Source organism: Pannonibacter indicus (assembly GCF_001418225.1).
Lineage (GTDB): Bacteria > Pseudomonadota > Alphaproteobacteria > Rhizobiales > Stappiaceae > Pannonibacter > Pannonibacter indicus.
The window spans coordinates 11,965-36,137 of record NZ_LIPT01000005.1; the positions used below are offsets into that span (position 1 = coordinate 11,965).

At 64.2% G+C, this 24,173-nt stretch carries 17 protein-coding genes; 1 reads left to right on the forward strand and 16 read right to left on the reverse strand.

The genetic code is table 11. The features are described 5' to 3' along the window. Positions 1-158: 158 nt before the first annotated feature. Entirely contained in the window at positions 159-1,037 is an 879-nt protein-coding gene (gene dapA, locus ASC48_RS09585) for a 4-hydroxy-tetrahydrodipicolinate synthase (protein ID WP_055455547.1), read from the reverse strand. A gap of 225 nt (positions 1,038-1,262) precedes the next feature. Between dapA and ASC48_RS09590 the strand changes: the two genes are divergently transcribed. Continuing rightward, the gene (locus ASC48_RS09590) at positions 1,263-2,144 is read left to right on the forward strand and encodes an alpha/beta fold hydrolase (RefSeq protein ID WP_072242583.1); all 882 of its coding nucleotides are present in this window, start codon (positions 1,263-1,265) and stop codon (positions 2,142-2,144) included. A 302-nt stretch (positions 2,145-2,446) separates the two neighbouring features. Here ASC48_RS09590 and ASC48_RS09595 read toward each other — a convergent pair whose 3' ends face one another. The 15 genes from ASC48_RS09595 to ASC48_RS09665 all read right to left on the reverse strand — a co-directional run bounded on the left by ASC48_RS09595 (position 2,447) and on the right by ASC48_RS09665 (position 24,093). Continuing rightward, the gene (locus tag ASC48_RS09595) at positions 2,447-3,610 is read right to left on the reverse strand and encodes a porin (protein ID WP_055455549.1); all 1,164 of its coding nucleotides are present in this window, start codon (positions 3,608-3,610) and stop codon (positions 2,447-2,449) included. A gap of 467 nt (positions 3,611-4,077) precedes the next feature. Next, positions 4,078-6,285 (reverse strand): penicillin-binding protein 1C, encoded by a 2,208-nt coding sequence (gene pbpC, locus ASC48_RS09600; protein ID WP_082440065.1) that lies wholly within the window; start codon positions 6,283-6,285, stop codon positions 4,078-4,080. Between the two features lie 304 nt (positions 6,286-6,589). Continuing rightward, a complete protein-coding gene (locus tag ASC48_RS09605) occupies positions 6,590-12,127 on the reverse strand; it encodes an alpha-2-macroglobulin family protein (RefSeq protein WP_208975642.1) in 5,538 nt (1,845 codons plus the stop codon). A gap of 246 nt (positions 12,128-12,373) precedes the next feature. Further along, positions 12,374-13,045: a ParA family partition ATPase gene (parA, locus tag ASC48_RS09610; protein WP_055455551.1), complete on the reverse strand. Its 672-nt coding sequence runs from the start codon at positions 13,043-13,045 to the stop codon at positions 12,374-12,376. Positions 13,046-13,076: 31 nt separating this feature from the next. After that, positions 13,077-14,327, reverse strand: coding sequence for a lytic murein transglycosylase (locus ASC48_RS09615; RefSeq protein ID WP_244270037.1), 1,251 nt, complete (start codon positions 14,325-14,327; stop codon positions 13,077-13,079). Positions 14,328-14,468: 141 nt separating this feature from the next. Further along, positions 14,469-15,344 carry an alpha/beta hydrolase gene (locus ASC48_RS09620; protein WP_055455552.1) on the reverse strand — a complete coding sequence of 292 codons (876 nt, stop codon included), beginning with the start codon at positions 15,342-15,344 and terminating at the stop codon, positions 14,469-14,471. 40 nt (positions 15,345-15,384) lie between these two features. Further along, the gene (locus ASC48_RS09625; protein WP_055455553.1) at positions 15,385-16,203 is read right to left on the reverse strand and encodes an aspartate dehydrogenase; all 819 of its coding nucleotides are present in this window, start codon (positions 16,201-16,203) and stop codon (positions 15,385-15,387) included. Then, on the reverse strand, positions 16,190-16,891 hold the full coding sequence (locus tag ASC48_RS09630) for an ABC transporter ATP-binding protein (protein ID WP_019962575.1): 702 nt from the start codon (positions 16,889-16,891) through the stop codon (positions 16,190-16,192). The genes ASC48_RS09625 and ASC48_RS09630 overlap by 14 nt, the downstream gene beginning before the upstream one ends. Continuing rightward, complete coding sequence (locus tag ASC48_RS09635) at positions 16,885-17,640, reverse strand: ABC transporter ATP-binding protein (protein WP_055455554.1); 756 nt, start codon at positions 17,638-17,640, stop codon at positions 16,885-16,887. Before ASC48_RS09635 ends, ASC48_RS09630 begins: the two co-directional genes overlap by 7 nt. Further along, positions 17,637-18,620, reverse strand: a complete 984-nt coding sequence (locus ASC48_RS09640; RefSeq protein ID WP_055455555.1) for a branched-chain amino acid ABC transporter permease — start codon at positions 18,618-18,620, stop codon at positions 17,637-17,639. Before ASC48_RS09640 ends, ASC48_RS09635 begins: the two co-directional genes overlap by 4 nt. Next, positions 18,620-19,534, reverse strand: coding sequence for a branched-chain amino acid ABC transporter permease (locus ASC48_RS09645; protein ID WP_055455556.1), 915 nt, complete (start codon positions 19,532-19,534; stop codon positions 18,620-18,622). Before ASC48_RS09645 ends, ASC48_RS09640 begins: the two co-directional genes overlap by 1 nt. 185 nt (positions 19,535-19,719) lie before the next feature. Then, complete coding sequence (locus ASC48_RS09650; protein WP_055455557.1) at positions 19,720-20,886, reverse strand: ABC transporter substrate-binding protein; 1,167 nt, start codon at positions 20,884-20,886, stop codon at positions 19,720-19,722. Positions 20,887-21,014: 128 nt separating this feature from the next. After that, entirely contained in the window at positions 21,015-21,557 is a 543-nt protein-coding gene (locus ASC48_RS09655) for a 3-hydroxyanthranilate 3,4-dioxygenase (RefSeq protein WP_019962580.1), read from the reverse strand. 20 nt (positions 21,558-21,577) lie between these two features. Continuing rightward, complete coding sequence (locus tag ASC48_RS09660) at positions 21,578-22,594, reverse strand: dihydrodipicolinate synthase family protein (RefSeq protein WP_055455558.1); 1,017 nt, start codon at positions 22,592-22,594, stop codon at positions 21,578-21,580. A gap of 65 nt (positions 22,595-22,659) precedes the next feature. Then, positions 22,660-24,093: an NAD-dependent succinate-semialdehyde dehydrogenase gene (locus tag ASC48_RS09665; RefSeq protein WP_055455559.1), complete on the reverse strand. Its 1,434-nt coding sequence runs from the start codon at positions 24,091-24,093 to the stop codon at positions 22,660-22,662. Between the last annotated feature and the right edge of the window lie 80 nt (positions 24,094-24,173).

Consider the following 24,173-nt stretch of genomic DNA (forward strand, 5'->3'; position numbering starts at 1 on the left):
CGGTGAGCCGGAGGGCAAGTTGTTTTCTCCAGAGCCATAACCGGTGCGCCTTGGCTCACCGGTCCCGGATCTCCGCTTCGCTGCGTCCGGGATGACTAGAGAGGTTTTGCCATAAATCAGACCGAAGGGGCGGTCCAGGCCCTTCCGGTCACGCTATTTCAGTTGATCAGGCCCGCGTGCACCATGGCATCGCGGATCTGGGCCTGCGTTTCCGGCGAAACCGGCACCAGCGGCAGACGGACTTCGTTCCCGATCTTGCCGAGGAGCGACAGGGCATATTTCACGCCGGTCGGGTTCGGCTCGATGAAGAGCGCGTTGTGGAGCGGGCCCAGCCGGTCCTGAATGGCGAGCGCGGCGGCATAGTCACCGCGCAGCGTTGCCGCCTGGAACTCGGCGCAGAGCTTCGGTGCCACGTTGGCCGTCACCGAAATGCAGCCCTGCCCGCCGTGGGCGTTGAAGCCGAGCGCCGTGATATCCTCGCCCGAGAGCTGGAGGAAGTCCGGGCCGCAGGCCTTGCGCTGCATGGTGACGCGCGCCATGTTCGCGGTCGCGTCCTTGACACCCTTGATGTTGCGGCAGGTGCTGAACAGCTCTGCCATGGTCTCCGGCGTCATGTCGATGACCGAGCGGCCCGGAATATTATACATGATGATGGGGATGCCCACAGCATCATCAATCGCCCGGAAATGCGCCTTGAGGCCCGCCTGGTTCGGCTTGTTGTAGTAAGGCGTCACCACCAGCAGCGCATCTGCGCCAGCCTTTTCCGCATGGCGGGCGAAATCGATCGCCTCAGTGGTGTTGTTGGAACCGGCACCGGCAATCACCGGCACGCGGCCAGCCGTCACCTCGATGCAGAGTTCGATCACGCGCTTGTGCTCGTCGTGAGTCAGCGTCGGGCTTTCGCCCGTGGTGCCCACCGGAACGAGGCCGGAGCTGCCCTCTTTGATCTGCCAGTCCACAAAATCCTGAAAGCGTTTCTCATCGACCGCGCCATTCCGGAACGGAGTGATCAGCGCTGGTATCGATCCCTTGAACATTTTCAGAATTCCTTGTTCGACTTTGTTTTCCCGCAGATTTCAGGCGGGAATGGTCCGGCACAATAATGTGCAAGCGGCCCTGCGGCAATGGCTTAGACGGCATCAGATTGCGCTTGCGGACAGGCCTTGCACACCTGTTGCAGCAAGGTAGCATGGCTGCTCCTGCGGCATCCGGAAATGGTGGCTGCAAACCGGCAGCAAGAGCCGGGCAGCCGGGGAGAGATCATGAGCATTACGGCAGAAGACTTTCACTGGACGGCCGCCGACGGGCTCAGGCTTGCCGGATGCGTCTGGCATCCGCCCGTTGAGGTGCCCGGTGCCGTGCCGCTGATCTGCCTTCCGGGCCTCAGCCGCAACACCCGGGATTTTGCGGATGTGGGGCAGGCTCTCGCCGCCAATGGCCGCAAGGTCTATGCGCTCGACTATCGCGGGCGCGGGCGAAGCGGATGGGATCAGAACTGGACCAACTACAGCCTGCCCGTAGAAGCCTCTGACATTGCGCTGTTTCTGGCTCAGGCCGCCCTGCCCCGCTTTGCGGTGCTGGGCACCTCCCGCGGCGGGCTGCATGCCATGATGATGGCAGCGCAAATCCCGCGTGAGATCTTCTGCGCGGCGATCCTGAACGATGTGGGGCCGCGAATCGAGCTCGGCGCGCTCCTCGAGATCCGTGACAGCTTTGCCGCGCGCCGGGTCTATGCCAGCTTCGAGGACGTGGCAGCCACACTGAAGAGCGCCCTCGCCCGTGATTTTCTGAAGATCGACGATGCCGGCTGGCTGAAATTCGCCAGACAGGCCGGAAGGGCAACCCAAGAAGGCGTCATCTTTGACCACGACCCCGCGCTGGACAAGCCGATGGAAGCCATCACCGCTGATACGCCCTGGCCCGAACTCTGGCCCCTGTTCGCCCCGTTGCTGGACAGGCCGGTACTCGTGCTGCGCGGCGCCAATTCCCGTTTGCTGACGCAGGAGACCCTGCAGGAGATGGCCGCCACACATCCGGACCTCTCAAGCCTGACCATCCCGGACGAAGGCCACGCGCCGCTCCTGTGGGACAGCCTCAGCCAGAGGGCGATAGAGGACTTTCTGCGGGCAAGGGTGGACGGTTGATCGGGCCGCTCCCGGCAGGAAGTCTTCCGCTTGAAGCCCGCCTCCACCAAAGACCGGCAGAGCTTATACCAAGGCGCTGAGATGCTGACGCATCACGCCTTGAAAGTGCTCAGGTGCCGCACGGGCTTGACCAACTCTCGATGAGTTAAGCTCATCGAGAGTTGGTCTTAGTCATGCCACAGCCACAGGCAGAGACTGGACGAGACCACGACAAAACGACCGCTGTAATCGCACAGCATCTTGAACAAAGAAAAACCCCGCAGCTTTCGCTGCGGGGTTTCCATCAAATCCAGAGGATCTGATTAGAACGTGCGCTGAACGCGGAACATGCCAGCGATGGAGTCCTTGTCAGCAGCGTTCTTGATCGAACGGTTGCGGTACTCGAGCTCGCCACCGAAGATGAGACCGGAGACCGGCTCCCAAACCAGGTTACCCGAAACGCCCCACTGGGTCGCATCGTTGAAGCCGAACGGCAGATCGATCTTCGCGTAGGAAGCGTCGATGTTCGTCGACCACTGCGAGGTCCAGTAGTGGGTCAGACCGCCGCTGACGGACCAAGCCTTGGTGGTCTTGGTCGTGCCGCCGAAGAAGTATGCGTCCTGCAGGCCGGTGATGCTCGGAGCACCAACGTAGGAGGTAGCGCCGTCAGCATACTGAGCCTGGAAGGAGATGGAGTCCTTGGCTGCGATCATCGGCAGCTTGAAGGTCACGCCAGCGCCGATTGCGTAGCCAACCTTGGTCTTGGAAGCGGTCTGAGCAAGGCGTGCTTCGTGCAGAGCACCCATGATCTGAGCCGAACCCCAACCCTGGTCGACGCGCAGGTTTGCGACGAGGTCCGGAGCGCGGTGACCAGTGGTACCGATCTGGCGGTAGGTGCCATCTTCAACCGAGAGAGTGGCGCTGATGCCGTTGCCGAAAGCAGCGGTGTAAGCAGCAACCCAGGTCGAGCCCTTATCAGACCAGACGTGACCGATCGGGCCGTTGAAGGCGCCACCGGTGAAGTAGTCGAAGAAGGACGTGGTACGGCCGAAGGTGAAGCTGCCGAACTGGATGAACGCCTTGTCGAGCGTGGTGCCCGTCGAGGAAGTGTCACCAACGCCAGAGTTGGCAGTGAAGTAGGTGTCGATGTAGGCGCGAACCAGGCCGTACTCGGTGTTGGTGCGTGCATCCAGACGGATGTAGCCACGAGCACGGGTCGAGGTGCCGGCATCGGTGCGCTCGTCCCAAGCGTTGGAACCGGAAGCGTTGCTGTCGCCGAAGTCGTTGAAGTAGAAGTCAGCGCGGACGCGGCCGCCAACGCGGAGGCAGGTCTCGGTGCCCGGGATGTAGAAGAAGCCCGTGCCGAAAGCGTCGCAAACGCGAACGTAGTCAACCGGCTCCGGAGCGACCGGCAGATCAGCGGCCTGTGCGGTGGTGGCAGCAGCAGCGGCAGCAGCCGCGCCGAGCAGAATGCTCTTAAGGTTCATTTTCTGACCTCCAAATCAGTCAATCAATGGTGTTCATCGCCGCCGCCCTCTTGGGCTACAATCGAATTCCACCGATCCCCGCGAATTGTTCTGATATTGCCACCGGCCGGAGGTATGATCCTTGGACGGCAATCCAGTGCGACCCGGAGGCCGCTCGCACAGTGACCATACCCATCCGCGTTTTTCGTTCAACCTCGAAACACCCTCTCCCCCCGGCTCGGGGCCGCTTTCAAAATGCGGTGTTGCACGAAAGTCACGACTTTGGGGGCGATCTTAAGGTTCTCGTAACCAGTGAGGCCGGATCTGGGCGGAAAAACCCTTACGAATCCGTTTCTTCCCTGGTTAATCTGCAGCTGCGTCCCTGTTGAAAGATTGTCTCGCAGAGCGGATTCGGCGCGGCACAGCGGCAACAGCGGGCGGTTTCCGCCGTCCGTGGCTGCAAGGCAAGCGCTGAAGATCAGCCGGGTTCAGTGCAGGCGGACACTGATCCGGTCGCTGCGGCCATCCGCATCCACGACTGTGATGACAGAATCGCCCGGACCGTCGGGCGCCCAGGCCAGGCTGGTCATGAACTGGCCGGTTCCGACGGGACGCCCGTTGGCAAACCAGGCATAAGGCCCGCGGCCGCCCTGAAGTTTCACCACCAGCGCCGCATTCCGGTCCGATGCAAGGCCAAGTTCGACCTCTGCACCATCGGGCGGATAGGCGATTCGCAGTGCTGCACTCTTCTGGGCGGGCTGTGTTCCAGCAGAATGCGTTGCTACTGGTCCTCCGCTGTCGAGCGAACGGACACGTGCTTCCTTCAGCGGCAGAGGCAATCCGGCATTGGCGCTCTGCAGCACACCGGCAGGCGGCTGCGGCAGGGGAATGCGCTTGGCCCCGAGCCGCTGGAACGCCTCAAACAGAATCGGTGCGGCAGAATTGATGCCGGTCATGCCCGGCACCGGCGTGCCATCCGGCCGCCCGGTCCAGACGGCGACCACGTGGCGGCCGTCGAATCCGGCCGCCACCGCATCCCGGTAGCCATAGGCCGTGCCGGTCTTGAAGGCGATTTCGCCCTCACCGCTCGAATCGGGGCGCGGCACGCCGAGAAGGACATCGCCGACATACCAGGCCGCCGCAGGCTCCAACAGCGGCAGGGAAGACGGCCGGGCGCTTGCCTTCATGTCAAAGCGCAGCGGCATCGCCTTGCCGCCGTTGGCAAGGTCCGCATAAAGCGTTGCGAGGTCCTTGAGGCTGAGGCCAACGCCGCCAAGGCCGATGGCCAGCCCCGGCGCAATGCCTGAGGGCAGAACCGGCTCGACGCCCGCGCGGCGCATGCGAGCCGTCAGCTGGGCAGGCCCCACAGCATCCAGCAGCCGGACAGCGGGAATGTTGAGCGAAAGCTGCAAGGCTTCGCGTACGGTCACAGTGCCCTGAAAGGACATGTCGAAGTTTGTCGGCGTGTAGCCGCCAATGCGAACGGGCCGGTCCTCGATGTAGCTTTCCGGGTGGGCGATGCCCTCCTCGAAGGCCAGCCCATAGATGAAGGGCTTCAGCGCCGAGCCGGGGGAACGCACGGCGGTGACCATGTCCACGTGCCCCTGACGGCTTTCTTCCTCAAGGCCGGGCGAGCCGACCCAGGCCAGAATCTCGCCCGTGGTGTGGTCGGCCACAAGGGCCGCAGCGGAAAGGCGGGAATTGCCGCCCCGCACTTTCGAGGCCAGCAGGGCTTCGAGCGACTGCTGCAGATTGCGGTCAAGGGTCAGGCGCTGCTCCAGGGCCTGAGGATTGGCGCTCACCACCTGGCGGGTCAGGTGCGGGGCGATCATCGGCATGGCGCGGCGAACGGAAGGAACAGATTCGCCCTTGGCGGCGGCTGCTTCTTCTTCATCCAGAACACCGGCCTCTACGGCCCTGTCCAGCACCCGGTCCCGCGCCACACGGGCAGCATCCGGCGAGCGGTCAGGCCTGCGAGCTTCCGGCGCCTGCGGCAGGGCGACGAGCAGAGCAGCCTCTGCCGGCGTCAGACGGCCCGGCTCCTTGCCGAACCAGACGAGGCTTGCCGCCCGCACGCCTTCCAGATTACCGCCGAAGGGCGCACGCAGAAGATAGAGCCGGAGAATCTCGTCCTTGGACAGATCCCGCTCCATGGCCAGTGCGGCCACCATCTGCTGATATTTGCCGGAAAGGCTGCGCGTGTCCGCCTCGCGGGCAAGACGCGCGGTCTGCATGGTGAGGGTGGAACCACCGGAGATGATGCGCCCCGCCATCAGCATCTGGCCAAGAGAGCGGGCCAGCGCCAGAGGATCCACGCCGCCATGGTCCCGGAAGCGCCTGTCCTCGAAGGCGATGAGCATCCTTATATAGAGAGGATCGACGGCGGTGACGTCCACCGGCAGGCGCCAGCGCTCGTCAGAGGCGGTGAAGGCGCGCAGCAGATCGCCATTGCGGTCGAGCACAGTCCGGGAAACGGACAGATCATCATATTTGCGGGCGGACGGCACCGCCGCCACATCGAGCGCAACCTGCAAGGCCCCAGCCCCGGCAGCGGCAAGAACCAGCCCGGCAACACAGCCCATTAGCCAAAAGCGGCGGCGCCTGATGCGCATGCGCGGCGGTTTGCTGTCCGGGCAGGAGGCCTCCCGCCCGGACAGTTCAGATGATTGAACCAGCTTGTCTTCGCCATCGGTCATGACTGGCTCATCCCGTTTCAGCAGGCAGTGTTTACAACAGACTGCCAGTCAGGCTCCAGCTCCTCTCCCCCCTTGAGGGGGAGATGCCCCCGGCAGGGGGCAGAGGGGGGTATGCAGCCTGTCCGGTTGCAAGAGGGGGCCTGCCGTATTGAGGCGCAGCTACCCCCCTCTGTCAGCTTGCGCTGACATCTCCCCCTCAAGGGGGGAGAGGGGTGCTGCGGCAAAAGGAAGGCCCAATCCTTCTCCGTGCGTCCAAAGTGAACAGTGCCGTTTCAGCAGGGAAGAGAGGCCTCCCCTCCCCCGCTCAGCGTACCGGCCCGAGGATCTCGAACCGGCCTGTGGCCGTCACGCCGTAACGGCTGGTGACATACATGTCCTCCACCGTTGCAGGCGGATGGGCATAGGAGCCCGGCGTCACCGCCCGCGCCAGATAGGCGAAGGTCAGCACCGGATCGCCGAAGCGGCGCTGGTCCACGGACACCACGAAGCGGTCCTGACGGAACTCCACATGGTCGGGCATGTCGATGGTGTTCAGCCAGGACAGTGCCCCCAGATCGCCGGAGCGGACGAGGCGCGGGTTGTCGATGACAAGGCCGCCGGGCAGACGGTCCACCACGATCAGCCGGCCGTTGTTTTCCGTCAGAGGCTCCACCTCGATCACCACCACCAGGCGGCTGTTGTAGGGCACAGCGGCAGGATCAACCTCAGCCCCGTCCAGATCATAGATCTTGCGGGAGATGGCAAAGCCCTCGCCGCCTTCCGGCAGCGGCTCGGTCGTCTGGCCGGTCACGGTCAGCATGACGCGCTGCGGCCTGCCGCTGGTGTTGGCAAAGGTCACCGCTTCGTCCGAGACGTCCTCGCCGGTGAAACGCCAGCCCAGACGGCCCGTCTGTTCCTGCCCGTCCACGGAGAAGGTGGACTTGCGGGCATCTTCATTTGCCTGACGGGCGGCCATCAGCATCCAGGCCATTTCCTGTGTGGAGTTATAGGCGCTGACATCCTGCTTGGCGGCGATGAAGTCAGCCACCGTGCTGCTGGCCTTGCTCTGCCCGGCTTCCGACATATAGGTCAGAATGCCCGCAGCATCACGCACCGGCGAGCCGTAGTCCTCGCGGAAGATGCCGGTCCGCTCCAGCGGCAGGCCATCGGCAGCCTTTTCGAAGCCACGGGCCGAACGCTGCTGTTCGCCGTAGAGGGCGAGAGCGGCGGAGACCTGTGCCTTGGCCAGCGGGGTCGAGAAATCCTCGAACTTCACATCCATGTAGTAGCGCAGGTCACCGATGGAGGCGCGGCCCGTCCGGGACAGGACATAGAGCGCATAGGCAATGCCCTCCCCGCCCGACGAGAAGTCATTGGCGTAGGAAACGCGGTTCTGCAGGCTGTCCAGCGCCGCCGCATAGGCCACGTCCGGCACGTCATAGCCCTTTTCACGGGCACGCACGAGGAAGTCCGTTACATAGGCGTCGAGCCAGGTGTCGCTTTCGCCATAGCTGTTCCACATGCCGAAGGAACCGGAAGAGTTCTGGTTCGCCAGCACCCGGGCGATGGCATTGACGACCCGTTCACGCAGTTCGGGATCCGTGCCAAGCCCCGCATCCTCTGCCACTTCGTTCAGATACAGCAGCGGCAGGGCGCGGCTTGTCGTCTGTTCGGTGCAGCCATAGGGATAGCGGTCCAGCGCGTCGAGCAGCCCGGTCACGTCAATATTTGCCTTACCGCCAATGGCAAGGCTGACAGACGCGGTGTCTGCATGGAACCCCTCGAGGGTGGAGCTGTCCAACACCAGTTCCTCGCCGGCCCCAAGTTCGATCGTCTCCGTCTGGGTGGAATAGGGCTGGGTATCGCGCACGCCAAGCTTCAGGGACTTGGATGCCGTGGTGCCTTCCGGTCCGGACATGGCCAGATCAATGGCGGCATCACCCACTGCCTCCACGGCCTTCACCGGCAGGCGCAGTTCCAGCTTGCCGCCCTTGGCGAGCTCCACCACACGGGTGGCCTGGCCGTCTTCCAGCTCCACCGGCCCGTCGATGCTGGTCACCAGCTCGTAGGAGCCGGCAGGACCATCCACATTGCCGATCTCGATCAGGATGCGCGACGTATCGCCCGGCGCCATGAAGGCCGGCAGGCTGGTGCTCATCACGACCGGATCGCGCACCTGCACGTCACGGCTGGCTTCGCCCACGCCACTGGCGGACCAGGCAACGGCCATCAGCTTCAGGGTTCCGTTGAAGTCCGGCACGTTGAAGGTCACAGCCGCCGTGCCGTCATCGCTGACTTCAACGATGCCGGAGAACAGCGCCACCGGCTCCTCGTCGGGCGGCGGGGCCTTGAGGCCGGAGCCGCCGTCACCACCGGAGCGTACCGTGCCGCGTGTGCCGGCCGTGCGGTCAATCAGCTGGCCGTAAAGGTCACGGATCTCGATGCCGAGGCGGCGCTGGCCGAAGTACCAGGAGCTGGGCTCCGGTGCCTTGTAGCCCGTGAGGTTGAGGATGCCCACATCCACGGCAGCCAGCGTCACATAGGCCTTGTCGCCAGCAGGCAGGTTGGCAAGCTTCAGGGTTGCGGTCAGTTCCTGACGCGGGCGCATGGTGTCCGGCGCGGTGATTTCCACCGCCAGCTTGCGCTCGCCCGGCTCCACCTTGCCCCAGGCAAGGCCGATGCTGCGGGCGGGCATGCGCTTGGCATCGATGTCCATCGGGCGCAGCAGGGTGGCAGTCACATAGGCCCCTGCCCCCCAGTCATCCGTCACCGTCAGGCTGACTTCGGTTTCCGAACCATCCACTTCGACGGTTTTGGTTTCCAGCAGGCCCTCGCCAAAGACATTGATCACGGCCACGCCTTCCGTCTTCGGCTTCAGGCGCAGGATGGCCGTTTCGCCGGGGCGGTAGGCGGACTTGTCGAGGCCCACTTCCAGGCGGTCAGGCGTATCGGAAGAGCCGCCTGCCGAGTACCAGCCGGCCGAGAAGGTGTCGCTGGTTTCCGCCGGCTGACTGCCGCCGAGCGAGACTTCCAGCTTGTACTCACCCCAGTTCACAGGCAGGGAGAGCCGTGCCGGACCATCGGAGGGAATGTCGATCTTGCCGGAGGACACCCGTTCGCTGGAGGTCACCGGTTCGAAGTTCCACTGGCCGTCGCTGCGGTACCACTGATAGCGGCGGTCGATGCGCGACAGGGTCCAGGTGATGCCCTTGCCTGCAATCTGCTTGCCGTTTTCATTGACGAGCACGATCTCGTAATCCGCCGGGCCGCCTTCATCGACACCGCCGGAGAACAGCGGCTTCACGCCGATACGCGGACCGCCGGGCAGAACCGGCAGATCAAGGCTGCGCTCCACATAGCGTCCGCCGGCTTCCACCAGACGGGTGATCAGCGTCGAGGTGTAAAGCCCCGACGTGGGTTGCAGCTGCGGCAGGGAGAGCGGGAACGTCACCACACCATTTTCGTCGGTCGCAAGGCCCTCGGGCAGGCTGGCGCGTTCCGGATAGATACCCTCGTCCGCAAGGCCGAAGACATAGCCGGGGAAGCCCGAAAGGTTGCGCACCGGGGCAGCGATGATCTCGCCCTCAAGCGTCTGATTGGCCGCCGGGGCGCCATAGAGGAACCGCCCCTCCACCGTCACGTCCACCGGACGGGCAAGGCTCAGCGCATCGGCCGATGCCTTCAGCGTGTAATCAACGCGTTCCGGCTGATAGTCCTCCACGAGGAAGGTCTTTTCGGCCAGCGCGTTGCCTTTGGGGTCCAGATGGACACGCAGCGTCCAGGAGCCCTGCTGCACGCCGGCCGGCAGGGACAGGTCCTGAAGATAGCCGCCCAGACCGCCATCATTGATCACGGTACGGGAATATTCGACGCCATCGGGACGGATGAAGATGAAGGTCAGCGGCAGATCCGTCTGGGCGTCGGCCTTGGCCGTGCGCAGCAGCGCCTGGGCGTGCACCGTCTCACCCGAGCGGTAGATGCCCTTGTCGGTCCAGCTGAACACATCCAGCGGCCCGGGAGCCGGACGGCCCTCGACGCCACGGTCGGACAGATCGAAGGCCGGCTTGCGCAGGTCAAGGAAGGAGTAGTCGCCCTGCTCTGTTTCAGCAACGACCAGCGCCGGAGCCCGGCCGCCACGGCCTCGCGACAGGCCGGCCGCAAAACTGGCAAGGCCGTTGGCATCGGAGAGGGTCTCGCCCAGCACCTCATTGTTGACGGCAACGAGGCGGACTTTCACGCCTGCCATCGGCTTGGCATCGGAGAGCGAGCGCAGGGAGGCAATCACCCCTTCCGTGCCCGAGTAGGAGCTGAGGCCGATTTCGGAGACGATGAACCACTGGGTGGCCTTGCTGCTCCACTCGTCGGTCTTGTCGAGCTTCGACTTGGCCGACATGGCATACACGCCCGGCTTCAGCTCAAGGCCCATGTCCTCCAGCGGGATCGCCGTCGTCACGTCCTCGTTCAGCGGGCTTGCCGTCTCAACGACGCCGGACCAGACCTTTTCGCCCAGCTCGTCTTCAAGCTGGTTGCTGTCATAGTAAGACAGCTGGCGCATGAAACGCTCGTCGCGCACCACGTCCACAAGGCCGCGGTCGCCGACGCGGAAGATTTCCAGCGCCACTTCCTTGCTGTTGACGGAAACAACCGGGATCGTCGCGTCCTTGCCCTTCGGCAGCACATAGGCCCGGCCGAGGAAGTGGACGGACGGCGCGCGGTCGCGGATGTAAAGCGTCAGATTGGCGGTCTTCTCCAGCTTTTCGCCATCATTGGCGGGCACACCGGCGCGCAGTTGCATGTCATAGCGCTGGCCATGGCGCACACCGGTGACGCAAAGCTGCGAGCCTTCGGAGGTGACCGCCGTACCGTTGCCGCCCTGCACTTTCACGAAATCAGAGAAATCCCTGTTCTTTTCCAGCTCATCGGAGAAAATGACGCAGATACGCGGTTCGGCCGCATCCGCGTCCACCCGGTGATCGAGAATGCGGAAGCCGTGGTCCGCGACCATCTTTTCATAGCGCTGAGTCAGGGACGGATCGGACGGATTGAGATCGCGCGCCTTGCGCAGGCTGCGGATCGCCGGCTTCCACTCCTGCGACAGGGCAAAGGCTTTTGACAGCGCGTCAAGCGCAGCACCCTGCTGGGCGCTGTCAGCGGCGTTGAGGTAACCATTTACCGCCGCCGAAATGCTGTTGCGGCGCAGGGCCATGCGCTGCTCCCAGTCGTCCGGCTGCTGGTTGACCTGCGCCAGAGACAGACCGGTCCATGCGGCACTGTTGGCCGTATCCACGGCCAGAAGCGAGCTGAAGGCCGCCTGCGCCTGGGTATAGGAACTCATCAACAGGTCCTGTTCGGCCTGCTGCAACTGGGTCTCGGCAGGGGTGCTGGCCGGTGTGCTGGTCCGCGTCACCTGCGAGGCATAACGCTGGGCTTCTTCCATGTAGTAGTTGGAAACGAAGCTCAGCTCGGCCCGCCGCTCGGCAATGGTGGCCTTGGAAGAGGCCCGGACCTCGACCACACGGCCGGCAATGGCACCGTTGAAGGCCTGAAGCTCGCCCTGCACATTCTTCAGGAAGCACCAGCGGGCTGAGGTGTTGTAGGTGAAGACCTTGCACTGGCGGTCATCAAGGCAGGCACTTTCGCAGGTGGCGATGTCCACATCCTTGACCGTGCGGTAGTCGCCGCCGAAGTAATCGGCATTGGGCACCTGCACGATACGCTTCTGCTGGGCTGCCGACGGGGCCACTCCGGCCAGCGGCAGAATCACCGATGCCGCCAGAAGGGCTGCGAAGCCGTGCCGAACGAAGGCCGGAACCGGAGCCGCGGTCCATCCCTCCGGCGTGAACATCCGCTTCAAAATCCGCATGATAGTGCCTCCCGGGCGGTTTCTGACGGTTTCAGGCCGTTCGAACCGCCGCAACATTGCCTGCCGGCCAAAACCTGCCGGCACAGCAAAACCTCAGACGCCCCAGGCGGGGCAAAATGACCTCAAAAAATCCATCGGGAGCATCGCGGCAGGACGCCCTCCACGTCAAGCGATGCAGATCACATTTTGGGCGATGGCATGGCTGATGTGAGACACTCGAAGAGCGCGGCTGAACGGGTCCGTCCGTTAGTCGGCCTTCGGACCAAGCAGCGCAGCGATGGCCTGCATCAGGCTGGCAGCTTCCGCGGCCGCCTTGCCGCGCGGATCGGTCTCGAACACGGTCAGCCCCTCGCCCATGGAAGCAGCAAAACCGGTGCGGTTGCCGAGCATCGGCGCCAGCCGCTCCAGCCCCTGCGCCCGGATCGCCTCTTCCACATCCACCGTCAGGGCCGCACGCGGCGGCACCCGGTTGAGGATCAGGAAGGCCGGTGTATCCTCGCGCTTTGCCATCTGAAAGGTCTGGCCCGTGGCCCAAAGGTCCACCGGGGTCGGCTGCACCGGCACAAGCACCAGTTCGGCCGCATCAATGGCCGGCCTTGCGTCCACATCCGTCTTCGGCGGCGTGTCGATGATGACGAAATCATGGTCGCGGGCGAGCGCCTTGGCCTCACGCCGCGCGCCCCAGCCGCTGGCGGTGCGCAGGGTGATGCCGGTCGTCTCCTCACCCAGCTTGCGCTCACGCGCTTCATACCAGGTGCCGAGCGAGCCCTGCGGGTCCACATCCAGAATGGCGACCCTCAGCCCCTTGGGCAGTCCCGTGACGATGCCGTTCAGGAACCCGGATGCCACATGCGCGGTCAGGGTGGTCTTGCCCGATCCACCCTTCTGCTGGGCGACTGTCAGAATATGTCCGGTCATTCCTGCCCCCGCACAAGCAATCTACGGCAACCTACTGGCCGCCAAGCGCCTGATAGATGCGGTAACCCGGTCTGCCCGTCACAGGCAAGCCAAAGTTTTGTTCCGCCTTCTTGATACTCTCACGGGTTGCCGGGCCAACGCGGCCGTCAACTTCGCCGTCATAGAACCCGCCGCGCGCAAGAAGCTTCTGCAATTCCAATCGCTTGGCCCGTGAGAGACCCGGATCATCCGTTGGCCAGGCTGCCATGAAGGGCTCTCCGCCCGAGATCAGCTGCGACAAAAGCGCAATCGCAAGGCCATAGGATTGCGAGGCGTTGTAGGAGAACAGCGCATCGAAATTACGGGTGACGAGGAAGGCCGGGCCATTGGCACCTGCGGGCCGGATCAGCCCCGCCTCTGTGCTGCCGGACAGGGGCTTGCCATCGAGGCGGCGGATGCCGCGCCGGGCCCAGTTGTCGAGGCTCGCCTTTTCCTGGCGGCCAACGGGTCCCTTGTAGTCCTTCGGCAGGCGCACCTCATAGCCCCAGGGCCGTCCCTGCTGCCAGCCCGCATCCTTGAGGAAATTGGCAGTGGACGCCAGCGCATCGGCGGTCGTGCCAACCAGATCCTTGCGGCCATCGCCGTCAAAATCCACGGCAAGGCGGATATAGGTGGTGGGCATGAACTGGGTCTGGCCGAAGGCCCCGGCCCAGGAGCCGATGAACTTCTCCGGCGGCACATCGCCCCGGCTGGCAATCTGCAGCGTCTTGATCAGCTCGTCGCGGAAATATTTGGAGCGGCGGCTGCCGGCACAGGCAAGGTTCGCCAAGGCGTGAGGCGTGTAGAAATCGCCCATGGACTTGCCGAAGTCGCTCTCGATGCCCCAGACGGCGACGACCACATGCGCCTCGACGCCATAGGCCTTTTCAACGGCAGCCAGCACTGTCTTATGCTGCTGCAGCAGGGCCTTGCCGTCACGGATGCGCTCTTCATCCACCAGGGTCGCCATATAGTCCCAGATCGGCGTTTCATATTCCGGCTGGCTGGTGGAGAAGCGCAGGACGCGCTCGTCCGTCTTGGCTCCGTCGAGCATGCGGGAGGCGATCTCGGGGCGCACACCGGCTGCCACTGCATCACTCTTCAGCCGCTCCAGACAGCTGCCGAGCGCGCGGGCTTCGCCCATGCCGGCAAAGCCGCCGAGCATCGCAGCCGCAACGGCGCCGCAGGCCGCACGCCCCGTCCCTGCCAGAAATCCGCTTTTCAGAAACCCACCCGCCAGAACCTGACTCAGCCGCACCGTCATTCTCCTCGCCTGACGCCGGATGCCCCCACCCTGCGCCGTGCCGCAAATCACCTGCCCGCATCACCTGCAATTGCAAACTGTAGCGGATTTGTGGCGGCTTCGTGAGATGCTGCGGTGCAAATTGGCCAAAAGAAGTAGAGGCTACCGCAACAGGCGCATCATTGCGGCGGAAAGGCCGCTCGCCGGATCGCACAGATCAAAGACGATGTCGAAATGATTGCGGCCCTGCACCACCAGTTCCGGAGCACCGAGCGCCGTGGCATAGGCGCGGGTCTGGCGGTGGAAACCGGAAACCTCGTGCTCTGCCACCGCAATCACCGAGGCAGGCGCGCCTGCCGGTGCGCGCAAGGGGCTGAGGGCTTCAACCTCCTGCGGCGTCAGGCTCATCCAGTCCTGCACATGGCTTCCGGCAATGGGCGCCAGCTCGAACAGGCCGCTGAGCGGCAGCGCGCCTTTCAGCACCTGCCCCGGCAGATCAAAATCCTGCTGCCAGCCGTTCATCATCAGGGTTCCGGCCAGATGCCCGCCGGCGGAGCTGCCGGTGACCACAATGCGGTTGCGGTCGATGCCGAGGCTTTCCGCCTGATGCCAGAGCCAGGCAAGGGCCGCGCGCATCTGGCGGGTGATTTCGGTGAGCGAAACGGCGGGAGCGAGTGTGTAATCCGGCACGGCGGTGGCAATGCCAAGGCCGGCCAGCAACGGTGCCATGAAGGCCGACTGGTCCTTCGACAGTGCCCGCCAGTAGCCGCCATGGATGAAGATCAGCAGAGGCCGCAGTTCACCCGCACGGGTGCCGTAAAGATCGAGCTTTTCCCCGCTCTGCCCGTCATAGACCAGATCGAGCCTTGCCCCAGCCATGGCCTTGGCCGGGCGGGAGCGGTTGCCGTACTCCGCGATGATCTGCGCAAACCGCTCGGGTGTGACGCAGTTTTTCGCGGTGTAATCCGCGTCCAGCCGGTCGCGCGGCCAGGCGCCTTCGGCAATCAAAGTCGTGGCAGTAGCAGGAACGTCGGACATGGCTCAACTCCTTCAAGCAGAAGCTGCGGCACCGCTCGCGTCAGAGCACCAGCGCGCCCGCGCGGTTCTCGATCAGGCGCACCAGCGACAGGGCGGTCATTTCGGAGGATTTCGGATTGGAGGCGAGCGGCTTGTTGGTCAGCATCAGCTCCATGCTGCCGAAGGCACCGCTGGCCGTGAGGCGGTGAGCATTGCCGGCAGCCGCCGGGTCTGCCACCAGCGCCACTTCCGTCCGGTCGAGGCCGAGCCCGGCCATGGCGGAGATGACGGCAACATTGGCATTTTGCGGGTAGGCGGCAGCCGCTTGCCGGGCGGTGCCGGTGAAGAAGGTGTGGGCCGAGGTGAGGTTATTGAGATCACAGACCGCCACGGCGGACGTGCCCTGCCAGGCGGCCGGGGGCTTGATGATCTCGTGGCGCACATGATCCAGTCCCAGCCGGGAAGCTGCGGCCAGCGCATCAATGCCGCCGAGTGCGCCGGGGGGCACGAGGACCTGGGCACCGGTGCCTGCGGCCAGCGCCAGCAGTTCGTCCAGCAGAGCCCCCTCCACGAAGGCCGATGTCGAGGACACGGCAAAGTCCATTCCGGCAGCAAGGGCAGCGCGGCCAAACGGGGCGACACTCTCCCGCCCTGCGGCTTCCAGCACGAGGCCCGGCCTCTGCCCTGCCCTGTCCGCCAGTTCTTCCGGGGAACTGATGTGGCGGCATCCGTCCGGCAGCCCCGCAAGATCTGCAGCGGCATCACGGGTCGCAACCGCAACAATGCGGACTGGCGCCTTGCGCTCAGCCAGAACCGCCGCCACCCGGCGGGCGATGGCGCCCCAGCCGATGAGGGCAACGGCGAGCTCAGAGCCCTGCATAGGCCTGCACCTGTTCTGCGTCCCGGTCCATGTCCTCTCCCGTCCCGCTCCAGACCGTACGGCCTTTCTCGACCACATAGTGCCGGTCGGCAAGGCGCTTGAGAACCGACAGGTTCTTGTCGATCAGCAGGATCGACTGCCCCTCGCGCTTCAGGTGCTCGATGCAGTGCCAGATTTCCGTGCGGATGACCGGAGCAAGCCCTTCGGTCGCCTCGTCAAGGATCAGAAGGCGCGGATTGGTCATCAGCGCGCGGCCCACGGCCAGCATCTGCTGCTCGCCACCGGACAGGGTGGCTGCCATCTGATGCGCCCGTTCCCTGAGGCGGGGAAACAGGTCATAGACCCGCTCCAGCGTCCACGGGTCCTTGCGCTTCAGCCGGTTGGAGGCGGTGGCGACAAGGTTCTCGCGCACATTCAGCGTGGGGAAGATCTGGCGCCCTTCCGGCACCAGGCCTGCCCCCAGCCGGGCAATGCGCTCCGGTGCAAGGCCTGCGGTGGCCACGCCCTCGAACTGGATGGCGCCGCCGCGCGGGGCCAGAAGCCCCATGATGCAGCGGACGGTGGTGGTCTTGCCCATGCCGTTGCGGCCCATGAGCGTCACCACCTCGCCCTCGCGGATCTCAAGGTTGATGTCGAACAGAACCTGGCTCTTGCCATAGGCGGCCTGAAGGTTGGAGACGCTCAGCACAGTTCGTCCTCCGCTCCGAGATAGGCCTCACGCACGGCCGGATTGTTGCGGATCCCGTCCACCGTGCCGCTGGCGATGATGCGGCCATAGACGAGCACAGAGATACGGTCGGCAAGCGCAAAGACCGCCTCCATGTCATGCTCAACCAGCAGCATCGCAGCGCTCTTGCGGGTCTCGTTCAGCATGCCGATCATGGCCTGACTTTCCACATGGCCGAGACCAGCCATAGGTTCGTCCAAGAGCAAGAGGCGCGGCTTCATGGCAAGGGCCACCAGCAGTTCCAGCTGCTTCTTCTCGCCATGGGAGAGGTCCGACACGCGCACCCTGCCCCGCCCGGCAAGGCCGCTGGATGCCACCCGCTCCTCCGCTTCGGCCCAGACGGAACGGCGGCCGCGGACGAGATCGAAGATGCGGAAATTGTGGCCCTCGCGCACCTGGACCGCCATGCCGATGTTCTCGAGCACGGTCATCTCGTCGAGCAGGCTGGTGATCTGGAAGGTGCGGCCAAGGCCGAGAGCCACGCGCTCCGGCACCTTGAGACCAGAAATTTCCTGCCCCGCCAGCCTGATGGAGCCCTCATCGGAGACAAGTTCGCCGCAGAGCTGGTTGATCAGGGTGGACTTGCCCGCCCCGTTCGGGCCGATGAGGGCGTGGATCTCGCCCTCGCGCACATCAAGGCTGACGTGATCGGTGGCAATCAGGCCGCCGAAGGTTTTCACCAGCCCATCGATGGACAGGATGACGCTCATTGGCCGCCTCCCCGGACAAGACGTGACACGCGGGCGATGAGGGCCTGCAGGCCGCCGCGCGTGCCCAGCACCAGCAGCAGAAGGATCAGGCCGAGCGCCAGAGGCCAATGCTCGGACCATTGCGCGAGGAATGTTTCCAGCACCAGGAAGGCGCCTGCACCGAGGAAGGGGCCGAACAGGGTGCCGGTGCCGCCGAGGATGACCATGATCATCAGCTCGCCCGATTTGGTCCAGTGCATCATGTCCGGCGAGGCAAAGCGCAGGAAATTGGCCATCAGCGCCCCGGCAAGCCCCGCACCCATGCCCGACAGCACGAAGGCGTAGAGCTTGTAACGGTAGGCCGGAATACCGAGGGCAGCCATGCGCCGCTCGTTCTGGCGGATGCCGGAGATCACCGCACCGAAGCTCGACTGCGTCAGGCGGCGCAGGCCGAAGAAGAACAGGACGGTTATGGCCAGCACCACGTAATAGAAGGTGGCCCTGTCGCGCATGTTGAGCCCCGGCAGCTCGTTGCTGCGGCGGATGATGATGCCGTCCTCGCCGCCATAGGCCTTCAGCGAAACGAACAGGAAGAACAGCATCTGCGCAAAGGCGAGCGTGATCATGATGAACTGCACGCCGCCGGTACGCAGCGACAGCGAGCCGATGACCGCCGCGAAGAGCCCGGCCACCAGAACCGCCAGAGGCAGGGTGATCAGCATCTGGTCTGTGCCGGGAATGAAGCCGAACAGCGGCTCGCCGCTGGAATGGTGGGTGGCGAGAATGCCCACCACATAGGCGCCGATGCCGAAGAAGGCGGCGTGTCCGAAACTGACCATGCCACCATAGCCGAGCACGAAGTTGAGGCTGGCAGCGGCCATGCCATAGATGAGAATGCGTGTTGCCAGCGCCAGCAGCGAGGCCTGGCCGAATTCGGCCGTGAGCGTGGGAATGGCAGCAAGAAAGACGATGAGCAGAAGGGCAAGGATAGGCTTGCGCATCACGACCCCGCTGCAAACAGGCCCTTGGGCCGGACAAGAAGGACAAGGGCCATCAGCAGGTAGATCCCCATCGACGAGATGCCGGTGCCGAGCGCATCGGCTTCCGGCCCGGCCATGAAATTGCGCAGAAGGCCCGGCAGGAAGGCGCGCAGGCAGGTGTCGATAACACCAAGACTGATGCCCGCCACGAATGCGCCCCGGATCGATCCGACCCCGCCGATGACGACCACAACAAAGGTCGCCAGCAGGATCTGCTCGCCCATGCCCACCTGAACGGCCAGGATCGGCCCGGCCATATAGCCGGCGAGCCCCGCCAGCAGCGCACCGAGGCCGAAGACCACCGTGTAGAGCAGGCGGATATCAACGCCGAGCGCCCGCACCATCTCGCGGTTTGTCGAGCCAGCCCGGACCAGCATGCCGATGCGGGTGCGGTTGATGAGGAAATAGAGCCCCACCGCCACCAGAAGCCCCGTGCCGATGATCAGCAGCCGGTACGGTGGATAGTAAAGCCCCGGCAGCAGTTCCACCGATCCATCGAAGCCGGAGGGAAGCAGCGTGAAGACCGGCGAGCGGCCGAACAGCATGACGATGATCTGGTTGAACATCAGAATGAGCGCGAAGGTCGCCAGCACCTGGTCCAGATGATCGCGGCTGTAGAGCTTGCGGATCACCAGCGCCTCGATGGCAAGGCCGGTGAGGGCAGCGGCGCCAAGGGCTGCGGGAATGCCGAGCCAGAAGCTGCCCGTCTCCCCCGCGACCCAGGTGCCCGCATAGGCGCCCACCATGTAGAGCGACCCATGGGCGAGGTTGATCACCCCCATGATGCCAAAAATCAGCGTCAGCCCGGCCGCCAGCAGAAACAGCATGACGCCGTACTGAAGGCCGTTCAACAATTGCTCGAGTACTAGGATCATCCGCCCGTCCGGTGATTGTCAGAACTATGACTGGCAAGGCACAGAGGTGCACTCCGGCGCCCATGGCGGACGTCCGGCTGGCTGCACCCGGCAGGCCTGAGGGTCAGGCCAGGAACCGGATGCGCGCTTGCGCCGTGAAACAGATCCGGCGCGGCGGAGCCCCCCGCCGCGCCCAACCTGTCAGCTTACATCTTGCACTGATCAGCGTAGGCGTCGCCATAGTCTTCAAGGAGCTTGTCCTTGGTGACGGCCACTGGCTTGCCATCCGGACCGGCAACGATGTCCAGCAGATACCAGTCATGCACCGGATGCTGGTTCGGGCCGAACTTGAACTCGCCGCGCACGCTCTTGAAGTCCGCAGCGCGGACAGCTTCGCGGAACTTGCCGATATCGTCCAGGCCGCCGGTCTTGGCCAAAGCGGAGGAAATCAGCTTGGCCGTGTCATACCCCTGAGAGGCGTAATAGGTGATGGGACGGTTATATTTCTTATCCCAGGCCTCAACGAACTCAAGGTTTGCGTCGTTGGTGAAGTCACGGTTCCAGTGGGCCGTCGCAAAGATGCCAATGGCAGCGTCGCCCACCGCGTTCAGCACCACCGCGTCGGTGGAAGGCTCGGACAGAACCATCGGGATCTGGCCGTTCAGGCCAGCCTGCGCATACTGCTTCAGGAAGGCGATGCCGAGGCCGCCCGGATGGAACTGGAACACCACTTCCGGATCGGCCGCGCGGATCTGGGCCATTTCCGAGGCGAAATCGGTCTGGTCGAGCTGGGTGTAGACCTCGCCAACGATCTCACCGCCGAAGGTGCGCTTGAAGCCGTTGATGGCGTCCTTGCCCGCCTGATAGTTCGGCGCCAGCACGAAAGCCTTGTTGAAACCGAGCTTCTTGGCTGCGGCACCGGCTGCCTCGTGCAGGGCATCATTCTGCCAGGACACGACGAAATAGTTCTCGTGGCACTCAGCACCGGCAAGGTTGGACGGGCCGGCGTTCGGGGAAATATAAATCGCGTCATTGTTGACGATATCGGGCACGGTGGCGCCGGCGACGTTGGAGAAGACAATGCCGGTGAGCAGCTTCATGCCGTCGTCGTTCATGAACTTTTCGGCGATCTGGCGGCCGTTACCCGGCTTCAGGCCATCATCCTCGACAACCAGCTCGACCGGAACGCCTCCCAGCTTGCCGCCTTCCATTTCGATGGCCAGTAGCATGCCGTCGCGGATGTCCTGACCGAGATAGCCGCCGGGGCCGGACAGGGTCGTGATCATGCCGATCTTCAACGGATCCTGCGCCAGGGCAGTGCCGCTCATCAGCGCAGCGATGCCCGCTGCGGCCAGAAACAGTCTCTTCTTCATGTCTTCACCCTCTGTTGTCGCCTTGCGGCAGCCAGCCGGATGCTGCCATCTTTGGTCAGCTCCAGTCTTGATCTTTTTTCCGGGACCCAGCTTGCACAGGGTCCAGAAATATTTCAAGCCTAAAACATTTACAGATTGACCCAACCTGCAGGCGGCTCCTTGCCGGGGTGGATGGTGCCGCATTTCGGGCAGGTGCGCTTGGCCTCATCCGCATAGAAGGCCTTGTAGATCGGCGGCAGGTCGTCAACGATCGACTCCAGATCCACCTCGGCCCGGTGCACCAGCGCCTTGCACTCGAAACAGTACCACTCCACCGCATCCAGCGCCCCTTCCGGGCGGGCCGGTTCGATGACGAGGCCGATGGAGCCTTCCTGCGGGCGCTGGGGCGAGTGGCGCACATGCGGCGGCAGCAGGAACACATCCCCTTCCCGGATCGGCACGTCGTAGAACTCTTCCCCGTCATAGAGCTTCAGCAGCATGTCGCCCTTCAGCTGATAGAAGAATTCCTCAACCGGATCATCGTGATAGTCGGTGCGCTTGTTCGGCCCGCCGACGACAGTGACCATCAGGTCCGCGTCCTTGAACACCATCTGGTTGCCGACCGGCGGCTTCAGCAGGTGCTTGTGCTCGTCGATCCACTTCTGGAAATTGAAGGCTTTCAATCTGGCCATTGCCTTTCTCCTCAGGGTCTTCAGACCGCTCTTGTCATTTTGGGGTAGCGGGACGCGGGATCAGGAGGACTTGCGGCGCCATCATCCAGCCTGAGCCCGCAGGCGTCAAATGCTGCCCGTGTGCGGGCCTTCTCGTCTTCGGTCAGTTCCAGCATGGGCGGGCGCACCCGTCCGCCGGTCTGGCCCAGCAGGTCCTGCCAGTATTTCTGGTGGGCATGGGGCTTTTCGGCAGGACGCGTGTCCTTGAGCGCCCGGCGGACCGGCTCAAGGGAATCGCGCAGCGCCCGCGCCTCTTCCGCCTTGCCTGCAAAGGCAAGATCCGTGTAGGCGCGCATCCGCCTGTCGGCGGCTGTCTGCAGCAGGTAGGGCGGCGACGAGCACAGATAGAGCTGCCAGTTCAGCTCCAGAATGTTGTCGAGCCACTCCTCCTCCGAGGCGGTGGAGACGAGAATGCGGTCTCCGGCGAGCGCGTTCAGTTTTTTGTACATCTCGCGCGGCACGGAATATTTGATCGCCACCACCGTCTCGATATCCGCCAGCCGGTTGCACAGTTCCGGGCTCATCAGATAGCCGCTGTCCGGGTGGGACCAGAGCGCGATGCCGATATCCACCTTCGAGGCGATGGTTTCGTAATAGCGCAGCAGCGTCTCGTCCTGCGCCTTGAAGAAATGCAGGATGGGCGCGTGGACGACGATATAGTCCGCGCCGCAGGCCTGCGCATGGCGGGCAAGATCAATCACCACGTCCATGTTCTGGTCCGAGCAGGACATGATCGTCTGCGCCCGCCCGCCTGCCGCCTCGACCGCCAGATCAAAGCAGCGCTTGCGCTCGTCCACGGACATGGAGAAGAACTCGCCCTGCTTTCCGGCGATGAAGAAGCCATCGATGCCAAGGTCATCGATCCAGTGGTTCATGTTGGCGCGGAAGCCGTCCTCATCGATGGACAGATCTTCCCGGAACGGCATCAGGGCCGCTGCCCAGATGCCGCGCATGGTGGCAAAAGCATGCGCCTTGGCGTCCTTGCGTGTGTATTTCATCCTCATTGCCTTTCGGGCAGATGCCCGCCGAGGGGCAAAGTTGCGAAGGACGGCTGCTTTGGCCGTCAGATCTCCATGCGGTGGGAAACGGTCTTCACCACCGTGTAATGCAGGATGCCTTCCGCCCCGCCCTCACGGCCAAAGCCGCTTTCCTTGACCCCGCCGAAGGGCGTCGCAGCCACCGAGGCTTCCAGCGTGTTGATGGACACATTGCCCGCCTCCACCTCATCGGTGATGCGGTCCACGTTGGCGGCGGAGTGGGTGAAGGCATAGGCGGCAAGGCCGTAGGGCACGCTGTTTGCCCGGGCAATCGCCTCATCCAGCGAGCGGACGGGATTGATCACCGCCAGCGGGCCGAAAGGCTCTTCCTGCATGACACGGGCATCATCGGGCACTTCCGAAAGGACCGTGACCGGATAGAAGTAACCTGGCCCCTTGGGCCGCTCTCCGCCGCACAGAAGCTTCGCCCCCTTGGCCAGCGCATCGGCCACCAGCATTTCCATCGCCTCTACCCGGCGGTGATTGGCGGTTGGGCCCATTTCCGTCTCCGGAGCAAGGCCATTGCCCATCTTCACCGCCCTGGCGCGGGCAACGAAGGCGTCGCGATAGGCGCCAAATACACTTTCATGCGCAAAGAAACGGGTGGGCGAGGTGCAGACCTGACCGGCATTGCGGGCCTTGCGGATGGCGGAAACGGTGCCCGCCTTCTGCGCATCCGCATCCTCGCAGACGATCACCGGCGCATGGCCGCCCAGTTCCATCAGCACCGGCTTGGCGTGGCGGGCGGCGATGCCCGTCAGATGCTTGCCCACCACCGTGGAGCCGGTGAAGGCGACAAGGCGCACCTGCGGCTTGGGAATGAGATACTCGGAAATCTGCGCCGGAACGCCGAATACAAGATTCAGCACACCCGCAGGCAGGCCCGCATCGTGGAAGGCGCGGGCGATGTGCCAGGCACCGGCGGGCGTTTCCTCTGCCGCCTTCAGGATGATGGAGCAGCCGGAAGCGAGCGCACCTGCCACTTTGCGTGCAGGCTGGCTGAGCGGAAAATTCCAGGGCGAGAAGGCCGCCACCGTGCCGATGGGCTGGTGGTGGACGATATAGCGGATGCCCGGCTCACTTGGGATAACCCGGCCATAGAGCCGTTCGGCCTCGCCGGCATCCCACTCGAAGAACTCCGCGCCGCGGATCACTTCCAGCTTCGCCTGCTGCAACGGCTTGCCATGTTCGCGGGTGATATCGGCAGCGATTGTCCCGATCCGCTCGCGCAGCAGAGCGGCCGCCGTGCGGATGATCCGCGCCCGCTCCATCGGCGCGGTGCGCCGCCACACGGCAAAGCCTTTTGCTGCCGCCTCCAGCGCGTCATCCAGATCTGCCGTGGCCGCAACGGGCAGCCTGCCGGTCTCTTGTCCGGTTGCCGGGTTGATCACGCGCAAGGTCTCGCCGGTCTTGCGCCATGCGCCGCCGATATAGAGCTGGAGGTCCGGATAGTCTTGCATGATGGGGCCTTCTGTTCCTTGGCTCTTTCGCCCTCGCCCACAGACCGTGAGGCCAAAGGGCAAAGCGTGTTGAAGGCAGG